Origin of the sequence: Actinocorallia sp. B10E7 (genome assembly GCF_039871655.1) — a bacterium.
In the GTDB taxonomy this organism is placed as follows: Bacteria; Actinomycetota; Actinomycetes; order Streptosporangiales; family Streptosporangiaceae; genus Actinocorallia.
Genome location: NZ_JBDPLZ010000012.1, coordinates 78,187 through 87,033, shown reverse-complemented (window position 1 = coordinate 87,033; position 8,847 = coordinate 78,187). Strand labels below are relative to the sequence as shown.

General features: G+C 69.3%; 11 protein-coding genes. 2 read left to right on the top strand and 9 right to left on the bottom strand.

What is annotated here, in order from left to right:
• Positions 1–115: 115 nt before the first annotated feature.
• Positions 116–523, bottom strand: a complete 408-nt coding sequence (locus ABGB12_RS30530) for a nuclear transport factor 2 family protein (protein ID WP_347683197.1) — start codon at positions 521–523, stop codon at positions 116–118.
• A 147-nt stretch (positions 524–670) separates the two neighbouring features.
• Positions 671–874 (bottom strand): cold-shock protein, encoded by a 204-nt coding sequence (locus ABGB12_RS30525; RefSeq protein WP_347683195.1) that lies wholly within the window; start codon positions 872–874, stop codon positions 671–673.
• A gap of 312 nt (positions 875–1,186) precedes the next feature.
• Here ABGB12_RS30525 and ABGB12_RS30520 point away from each other — a divergent pair, with 312 nt between their 5' ends.
• Positions 1,187–1,381 carry a DUF1918 domain-containing protein gene (locus tag ABGB12_RS30520; protein ID WP_347683194.1) on the top strand — a complete coding sequence of 65 codons (195 nt, stop codon included), beginning with the start codon at positions 1,187–1,189 and terminating at the stop codon, positions 1,379–1,381.
• Here the strand turns inward: ABGB12_RS30520 and ABGB12_RS30515 are convergent.
• A complete protein-coding gene (locus ABGB12_RS30515) occupies positions 1,366–1,977 on the bottom strand; it encodes a TetR/AcrR family transcriptional regulator (RefSeq protein ID WP_347683193.1) in 612 nt (203 codons plus the stop codon). The two genes, ABGB12_RS30520 and ABGB12_RS30515, sit on opposite strands and share 16 nt — an antisense overlap.
• A gap of 51 nt (positions 1,978–2,028) precedes the next feature.
• Positions 2,029–2,286 carry a DUF6343 family protein gene (locus tag ABGB12_RS30510; RefSeq protein WP_347683191.1) on the bottom strand — a complete coding sequence of 86 codons (258 nt, stop codon included), beginning with the start codon at positions 2,284–2,286 and terminating at the stop codon, positions 2,029–2,031.
• A gap of 168 nt (positions 2,287–2,454) precedes the next feature.
• On the opposite strand from ABGB12_RS30510, the gene ABGB12_RS30505 reads away from it, so the two are divergent.
• Positions 2,455–3,495 (top strand): iron-containing redox enzyme family protein, encoded by a 1,041-nt coding sequence (locus ABGB12_RS30505; protein WP_347683189.1) that lies wholly within the window; start codon positions 2,455–2,457, stop codon positions 3,493–3,495.
• Here the strand turns inward: ABGB12_RS30505 and ABGB12_RS30500 are convergent.
• The 5 genes from ABGB12_RS30500 to ABGB12_RS30480 form a co-directional block, all read right to left on the bottom strand.
• Entirely contained in the window at positions 3,466–3,690 is a 225-nt protein-coding gene (locus ABGB12_RS30500; RefSeq protein ID WP_347683187.1) for a CDGSH iron-sulfur domain-containing protein, read from the bottom strand. The genes ABGB12_RS30505 and ABGB12_RS30500 overlap by 30 nt on opposite strands.
• Positions 3,674–4,318, bottom strand: coding sequence for a HemK2/MTQ2 family protein methyltransferase (locus ABGB12_RS30495; RefSeq protein WP_347683185.1), 645 nt, complete (start codon positions 4,316–4,318; stop codon positions 3,674–3,676). Before ABGB12_RS30495 ends, ABGB12_RS30500 begins: the two co-directional genes overlap by 17 nt.
• An 80-nt stretch (positions 4,319–4,398) precedes the next feature.
• Positions 4,399–5,985 (bottom strand): alpha-L-fucosidase, encoded by a 1,587-nt coding sequence (locus ABGB12_RS30490; protein WP_347683183.1) that lies wholly within the window; start codon positions 5,983–5,985, stop codon positions 4,399–4,401.
• Positions 5,957–7,267 carry a hemolysin family protein gene (locus ABGB12_RS30485; RefSeq protein ID WP_347683181.1) on the bottom strand — a complete coding sequence of 437 codons (1,311 nt, stop codon included), beginning with the start codon at positions 7,265–7,267 and terminating at the stop codon, positions 5,957–5,959. The genes ABGB12_RS30490 and ABGB12_RS30485 overlap by 29 nt, the downstream gene beginning before the upstream one ends.
• Positions 7,268–7,362: 95 nt before the next feature.
• Complete coding sequence (locus tag ABGB12_RS30480; protein WP_347683179.1) at positions 7,363–8,673, bottom strand: helix-turn-helix transcriptional regulator; 1,311 nt, start codon at positions 8,671–8,673, stop codon at positions 7,363–7,365.
• Positions 8,674–8,847: the final 174 nt, after the last annotated feature.

Here is an 8,847-nt window from a genome sequence, read left to right as displayed (position 1 = left end):
GCCCCGGACACCACTCCTAGCCCATGCCCTGACCGCAGCTCAGATAACGCCCAAAACCACCCGTCGGGCCTCAAAGAGGGGGCAAAGACCGCCCCCGAGTGCTCTGGAGATCGGTTCAGCCGGGCTGGAGCACGCCGAAGTCCCCCAGCCTGATACGCATGTCGAACCTTCGGTAGGACAGCCGCCACCCGTCCCCGGTGCGCACCCAGCGGTCCTCGTATTCGCCGAGGCATTCGAAGAAGCCCCCCGCGCGATCCCCCGCCCCCTCGTGGTAGACCCGCGCGTAGGTGAGGGACCGGGCGCCGTCGCCGTCCACCTCGACGCGGTGGTTGCCCAGCAGGTGCTGCGTGGCCCCGCATCCGCCGAGGTGCCCCCGGATCGTGGCGATGATCGCGTCCCTGCCGCTCCGGCCGTAGGCGTTCGCGTCCTCGGCGAGGAGCTCCCGGAGCAGTTCCCAGTCCTTGGCGTCCAGCCCCGCCGCGAACCGGGCGAGCTGCTCGATGATCTGGTGTCGGTCGTCCATCAGGAGTTTCTAACGGCACCGCGCGCCGGAGGCGCCGGGCCGTCCCGCTCAACGGACGAGGGCCCGCCGGGCCGTCGCCTCCGGCCGGAACGGGCCGAGGCCCGCACCTTTCCAGGTGCGGGCCTCGGTCGTGTCGTGCGTGCTGCGTCAGGCGGGAACGATGTTCTCGGCCTGCGGGCCCTTCTGGCCCTGGGTGACGTCGAAGGAGACCTTCTGGCCCTCCAGCAGCTCGCGGTAGCCCTGGGCAGCGATGTTCGAGTAGTGGGCGAAGACGTCGGCGCCGCCGCCGTCCTGCTCGATGAAGCCGAAGCCCTTTTCGGAGTTGAACCACTTCACGGTGCCTGTAGCCATGTCGATCTCCCTTGGTAAATGGGGGGCAGAGCCGGAATCCGCACTGTGCCGATTCCGCGTCGCCGCGATGAGCCCCATCCGGAGATGACCGGTTAGAACAAAAATGCGCCCGAGGGTTACATCCCGTCAGGCGCACACAAAGTCTCATGGGTACCACAACTGCAACTGGGCCGAGCGTAGCACCGATCCGCTGACGAGTGGTAATCGGTCGACCCCGGGCCGCCGATCCGTCCCTTCCTCCCCGGACGGCCCCGGGAGGCGTATCTTGGAAGAAACCCCCCTACGGCTGCTTGTTCGGGGGAGGAGAGGTCCGTGAAAGCCACTGTGGGAGATCGGATCGACATTCTGCGGCACGACGAGCACGGGGTCTTCCGGGACGGCGTGGTCATCGAGGTGCCGGACCCGGCGGGAGATCCGCCCTACTACGTGCGCTGGTCCGACAACGGGCACGTCTCGCTGTTCTTTCCGGGGCCCGACGCCAGGGTGACCCACTACGCGCACGGGTGAGGCCGGGCCGGGGGCCTCACCGGGCGGGTGATGTTCTCCATGAACGTCCACAGATGTTCGGTCAGGACCGCTGGATCCGGCCTGGGGGTGCGGTTGAGGGCCAGGCCGATGGCCGAGCGGAGGCCGCCCATGAGGTTGGCGGCGAGGAGTTCGAGGTCGCCGCCGGCCGCCGCCTCGCCCCGGGTGCGGGCGGCCGTGAGGTTGCGGGCGGCGCGGTCGATGACCAGACGCATGTAGCGGGCCTCGACCTCGGCGGCCTGGACGTCGCGGCTCATCTGGCCCAGGATCACCGGGGCCACGGGGTCGGCGTACAGGTGCCGTACGAGGGCCTCCATCCTGGCCCGCTCCCGTTCGGCCCAGGTCTCCCCCGGGAAGCCCCGGAAGACCTCGGCGTCGACGCCGTAGTAGAAGCGCGCCAGCAGGGCGCTCACCAGGCCGCTCTGGGTGCCGAAGTAGCGGTAGGGCAGCCCCACGCTCACCCCGGCCCGCCGGGCGACCGCGGCCACCTCGACCTGGCCGGTGCGGATCAGTTCCTCGGCCGCGGCGTCCAGGAGGCGCCTGCGGGTCCGGACCCCGCGTTCCGAAAGGGATGTCATGCCCTGGAGACTAAGTTGAGTTCAGCTCAGCCATCAAGGCCCCGCCGATGCTCAGCCGGGCTCGTGGCGGGATTTCCGCCTGGCCACGACGGCGAGGTCCACGACGGCGGTGAGGGCGATGAGGCCGAACAGCACGGCGAATCCCCAGGGCAGGCCGAGGGCGAGGACGAGGACCACGCCCGCGAGACCGGCCAGCAGTCCGAAGGCCGCCAGTACCAGGCGGGCGGTCAGAGCGCTGCGGGCGGGCGGCAGATGGCCGCCCGCCGTCCTGGGATCCAGGTCGGTTCCGTACAGGCGCTTCCAGGGCATCGGATCACCGGGGTTCGGGCCGCGGGCTTGAGGATGACCTTGCGCTTTCCAGGCAATCAGAACTCGGGGCAAGCCCAGGGAAAGAAACGGATGAAACACCATGAAAGCGCCTCTTTGGCCACACGGTTCATGTTTCATCACCGAAGTCGGGGGCAAGGCAACGACACCATGACCATCACCACCGCTCACCTCGAGAAGACCGGCTTCTTCGAGGTCCCTCTGCCCCGTCCGCGCGGCCCTCTGTCCGCGCTGGTCGTCCACGCCCTGCAGGGCCCGCCGCGCGCCGGCGCCGTCCCGGCGGGACCGGCGGCCGACGGGCTGGACGGCGCGGACCCCTTCGGAGAGGACATCCAGCTCGCCCTGTATGTCTGCTACGAACTGCACTATCGGGGTTTCGTCGGCGTCGACCCCGCCTGGGAGTGGGAACCGGATCTCCTGAAGCTCCGCCGCGACCTGGAGGACGTCTTCCTCCGCGGTCTGAGGGCCGAAGTCGCGGGCGGCGACGACGTCGGAGCCGCTTTGGGAGAACTCCTGGTGGAGGACCTCGACGTCCCCGGCGTCTCCCACCACCTCAAGGACCGGGGCGAGTGGTGGCAACTGCGCGAGTACCTCGTCCACCGCTCGATCTACCATCTGAAGGAGGCCGACCCGCAGGCCTGGGTCATCCCCCGCCTCCAGGGCCAGGCCAAGGCGTCGCTCGTCGCGGTGGAGTTCGACGAGTACGGCGGCGGGCGCGCCGACCGCATGCACTCGCGGCTCTTCGCCGAGCTGATGGAGGAGGCGGGCCTGGACTCCGGTTACCTCTACTACCTGGAGATCGCCCCGGCCGTCGCGCTCGCGCCCGTCAACATGATGTCGCTGTTCGGCCTGCACCGGGCGCTGCGCGGCGCCCTCGTCGGCCACTTCGCCGCCGTCGAGATCACCAGCGCGCCGGGTGCTCGGCGCATGGCGCAGGCGCTGGAGCGCTTCGGCGCGGGCCGGTACTCCACCGTCTTCTACACCGAGCACATCGAGGCCGACGCCGTGCACGAGCAGGTGCTGCGCCGCGACGTCGTGGGCGACCTGCTGGACCGCGAGCCCGAGCTCGCCGCGGACGTCGTCTTCGGCGTCCAGGCGACCGAACTGGTGGAGGAGAGGCTCGGTTCCCACCTGCTGGAGTGCTGGCGGGACGGCCGGGGCTCACTTCTCTCGGAGCTTCCCCGGCGCTGAGCCGCGCTTCTTCTTGCGGTGGCTGGTGTCGCAGAGCGGGTAGTCCCGGCTGCGGCGGCAGGTGCACAGCGCCACCATGAACCGGTCGGAGACGACGGTGGAACCGTCCTCCAGGACGATCTCGACGGGGCCTTCGACCAGGATGGGCCCTTCCGGGTCGAGCACGACCCGGCGCGGTTCACGCTCGCTCGGCACTGATCACCACCAGTTCCTCCCGGTCCTGCCCCCGGCGGATGAGCCCGTGGGACGCCAGTTCGTCGGCTTTTCCCCGCATGACGGGCCCGAAGGGCTCCTCGCGCCGCAGCAGCACGGACGCCTTCAGCCCGGACGCCCGGAGCGCGCCCAGGGTCGTCTCCACGCCGCACAGCGCCGAATGCACCATCAGCAGCATCCCTCCGGAGCCCAGCAGCCTCGGGGCCTGGTCGCAGACGCGGTCCAGGGTGGCCCTGCCGCCCGGTCCGGCGTCCCAGGCGCGTTCCCTGCCGTGCCGCCCGGGTTCGCCGTTCAGGTTCGGCACGTAGGGCGGATTGACGGTGATGACGTCGAACCTCTCCTCTTTCACGGGGGTGAAGAGATCTCCCTGGCGGACCCGGATGTCCAGCCCCCGCATCAGCGCGTTGGCGCGGGCGGACACCACGGCCCGCCAGGACACGTCCACGGCCGTCACCTTCGCGGCCCCGTAGAGCGCCGCGGCCAGTGCCACGCGCCCGGTTCCGGTGCACACGTCCAGCACCTTGGCCCCGCGCACCCCGGCCTCTTTCAGCGCGTCACACAGCAGATGAGTGTCTCCTTGTGGCCGGTACACTCCCGGCAGCCTCAACATGACCACTACTTTCAGCTACCACCGACCCCACCCCGCAAACCCGAAATGACCCAAATATCCCTTTTCCTTACGTTCAGCGCTCAGGAACCGGGATTAACGATCTTGAAGACCGGGGCGTAGGAGCCGTTCAGCGCGGAGGAGACGATCCTGGTACCGCCGTCCGACGCCGACAGCCCCGCCCGCGCGCCGGAGCCCAGATGGACGGCGGTGCCGCTGAGGGCGACGCCCTTCAGCACGATCGGACCCCGGGGACGGCCCAGGACCGTCGCATAAAGAACGTCGCCCTTACGGGTGAAGGCGACCTTCGTCCCGTCCGAAGTGGTCGCGGACGAACGGGTCCAGGGACGGGTGCCGTGGAGCGCCTCGCGGTTCGCCTTCATCCAGGCGCCGATCGCCTTGAGCCGGCTCGCCTGCTCGGGAACGATGGTCCCCTCCCCTCCCTCGGGGCCGAGATCGAGCAGCAGGGCGCCGTTGTTGGCCGCCGCGTCGACCAGTTCGTTCAGGAGTTCTTCGGCGGAGGCGTAATCGGCGTCCGTCTCGGCGCGGTTCAACCCGAAGGAGCCGCCCATCCCCCGGTCCTGCTGCCAGAACTTCTCCTGGACGGTGTCGTGGGCCCGGTACTCGGGTGTGCGGAAATCGCTGTGCGGAACGTCTTTGGGCGTGCGGAGCCGGTCCCCCGCCTTCGGGTCGGACAGGGCCGTCTTCAGCAGAACGTCGAATCCCCTGCGCACCGGTTTCCAGCCCAGCAGTTGGCGGCCGAAGGAGGCCGTCTCCCACCGGTCGTTGACGACGCCTTCGGGGACGGTGTTGTAGTAGTCGGCCAGCAGGGAGAACAGCCTTTTCTCTCCGGTGGGCCAGAAGATGTCGTTCCACAGGATGTCGGGGCGGTAGCGCTCGATCAGCTCCCGCACCTGGGCGACGGCGTAAGCGCGGTAGTCCTCGCCGTACGGCTGGTAGGCGTAGTCCCCGAACGTCTTCATCACCGCGGGGCGGAACGTCCAGTCGACGCCGCCGGAATAGTAGATCCCGAATTTCATTCCCCGGGCCCGGACCGCCTTCGCCAGCTCGCCCACCAGGTCGCGCTTGGAATGGAAGCCGGGTGCGTGCGGATTGCGCACCGAGGTCGGCCACATCGAATAGCCGTCGGCGTATTTCGCGGTGATGACGACATAGGACGCCCCCGCCTCCTGGAACGCGGCGGCCCAGCCTTCCGGGTCCCATGCCGCCAGACCGGCTTCGAACTTCCGCACGAAATCGGAGTAGGGGGCGTTCCCGTGGTGCTTCCGGTGGTAGGCCGCGGTGGGTGACGACGGGTCCTTCATCGCGTTGGCGTAGTCCTCCGCGTAGGGATTCCTCGTCATGGCCCGGTCGTAGTCCTCGGCCAGCAGTTCGGTGATGGTCCTGCCCTTGGGCGCGAAGGCCGGAACGGAGTACAGCCCCCAGTGCAGCATGATCCCGAATTTGGCGTCGGCGAACCAGGCCGGCAGTTCGTGCTTCCCCAGGGACTCCCTCGTCGCGGTGAAAGGTCCTTTCGTGGCCATTCGGGCCCGGGAGTCGTCGCGCATCATCCAGACCGTGGATCCGGCCAGGAAGACCACGCCGACGAGGACGAGCCCGAGGACCGCCGAACCCAGGAACTTAAGAAGGAGCCTCCGGATGGTCTTCATGCGGTTCCTCTGGACGCGCCGGACGGAGCCTCACGGATGTGATGGCATGGCGTTCGATCTCGACGACCCCGAAATCCCATCCCGCGACCTCGACGTGATCCCCCGGCCGTTCGGGGAGGCGCCCCAGCCTGGAGAGCACCAGCCCCGCGACGGTGGTGTACCCGCTGTGCCGCGTTTCACCGAGGTCCACGTTCAGATCGGGCAGATCATGGACGGGAAAGGTGCCGGGCAGCAGCAACGCCCCTTCCCGTTCATCCCTGATGTCCAAGATGTCCTGATCGATGCCTCGGGCGAACTGACCGGCGACCTCCTCCATCAGGTCGTCCAGTGTGACGATGCCGGCGAGTGAGCCGTTCTCGTCCATCACCAGCGCGAACGCCTGGCTCCTGTCCTTGAACTCCCGCAGCGCCTCCGTGACCCGCATGACGTCGGGAAGCACCATCGCCGGACGGACCCTGGAGCCGACGGGCACGTCCAGGTCCTCCATGACGAGGTCCCGCAGGTACGCCACCCCGACGACGTCGTCCACATGCCCGGCCATCACCACCGGGGCCTTGGAGTGCCCCGACTCGGCCAGGTCGAGCCGGGCGCGTTCGACCGGCATGTCGTGCGGCAGCGAGAAGACCAGGCGGCGCGGCACGAGCACCTCGCGCAGGATCCGCGCCCGCAGGTCCAGCGCGCTGGAGATCACGGTGCGCTGCTCGGCGGTCAGCTCCTCGTGCCCGGACACCAGTTCCTTCAGTTCCTCGGAGCTGACCGGCTCCTCGCCCAGCGACGGGTCTCCGCCGCACAACCTGACCACCCCGTCGGTGGCCCTGCCCAGCGCCCACACCACGGGCCGGGACAACGTCGCCATCCATTCCAGCGGCGCCGCCACCAGCAGCCCCCAGCGCCGCGGGTACTGCATCGCCAGCCGCTTGGGCGCGAGTTCGCCCAGCACCAGCGTGAAGAAGGTGAGCACGACCGTCACCGAGGCCACCGCCGCCGGACGCGCCGCGCCGCCCAGGAAGCCCAGCGGCTCCACCAGCGGCTGGGCCAGCGAGACGGCGGCCGTCGCGGACGCGAGGAAGCCGGCGAGGGTGATGCCGATCTGGATGGTCGCCATGAACCGGTTGGGATCGCGGGCGAGCCGGGCCAGCCGCCGGGACGCCCCGCCCTCGTCCTCCAGCTTCCGCAACTGCCCCTCCCGCAGTGAGATGAGCGCGATCTCACTGCCCGCGAACAGCGCGTTGACCAGGATCAACAACAGGACCAGCGCGATGTCTCCCCAATAACCGCTCACAGCAGAGTCCCCTACCCCGGCGAGGGCACATCCAGGGCACATGAGTCCGACGTCACCCTCAGAACACGACCGGTGAGCTGATCATCCGCGCTCCCTCACTCACGTGAGCCGAGCGCCCCGGCCAGTTCCCTCGCCCCCGGCACGAGCCGGTGCCGGGCGACGAGCTCGTCCGCGATCGCTCGAATCGCAGGCCGGTCACGAACTTCAGCGGGAGCCTGACGCATCGCCGACAGCAGCTCGGCGGCGGTCTGCTCTGCTTTGCCTCGCTGCCACCACGCTCGAGCGAGATCGGTGTGATAGCGGCCGCGGCGCTCAGCCGTGGGGAACAGCTCCGCTCGCAGGCCATCGGCGGCCGCCAGCGCGTGGCCCGCGTCTCCCAGTGACCACAGCACTCCGACCTCGTACAGTCGCACCTCCGGAGTGGTCAATGCGAAACCCAGCGTGGAGCGGCGCGTAGAGGCCGCGGGCAGGAGCCGCGCCGCCCGTTTGGCTTCGCCCATCATCTCCAGCGCATCGCTGCGGTCCCCGGCTTGGGCGGCGCTGTAGGCGGCAGTGCACAGCATCTGGGCATACGCCGCAGACTGGGCGCGGGTCGTCAGGCCGGTCTTTTCCACACGGACCGCGGCGCGGACAGTGAGCTCTTGGGCGACGGTGCGGCGATCCTCATGCCGGAGGACGATGGCGAGTTGCCGGTCAGCGGCAGCACGGGCGATGGGGTCTTCTGAGCGTTCGGCGTAGCCGACCGCCCGGTCAGCGGTGAGGCGTGCCTGTTCGCGAATACCGACTTTGGTGAGAGCGCCGGCGGCCAGCCCATAGGCGGCGGACAGGATGACGAGCGTGTTGCGGTCGCTGGTCTTGTCGACCTCGGCGTGAGCGGCGGCCAGGAGGTCGGGCAGACCTCCAACGAGTGGGGCGATGTGTCCGTCGTCGAAAAGTTTGCGGGCTCGGCCGAGCCGCTGCAGGAGCTGGTGGAGGTCAGCGGGCTGGGATGGGATGGGCATGACGGCCAAGGCGTCGTCGAGGCGGGAAAGGAGGCTCAGCGGTAGGGCGAGCCCGCCGGCGGCTATCAGGGATCGTCTGCGCATTGGGTCGTCCTCTCCAGCAGCGGCACTGCGGACCACCGTAGTAGCCACGGCGGGAGGCATACCCGTCAGCACGGCGAAGACCTCTGGTGGCATGTTCAAGGCTTGGGCGATGGCTTGCAGGCGAGGCAGGTTCCCGGGGGTGAGGCGTCCGCTTTCGAGGCGGCTGATGGTGGAGCGGGAGTAGCCGGCCAGTGCGGCGAGGGTGTCCTGGCTCCAGTCACGGCGTTCCCGTGCCAGGCGTATGACGGTGCCTGCCTGCCCTGCGTGGGCGGCGTGGCGCACCGCGGTCGAGCGCCAGAACGCGTCGTCGCTACTGCTCATCCGGACTCCCTGAGGTGGACCGGGGCGGGTGCACCGCCACGTTACGACAGGGCTTGGCCGCTGTCCGTGAGATGTGCAGTTCCTGCACGGCCCGTGCTGATCCCGCACGATCATGAGCTCATCCCGCGGTGGCTGCGGTGTCGTAGAGCCAGCGCCGCACAGGCGGCACCCCAC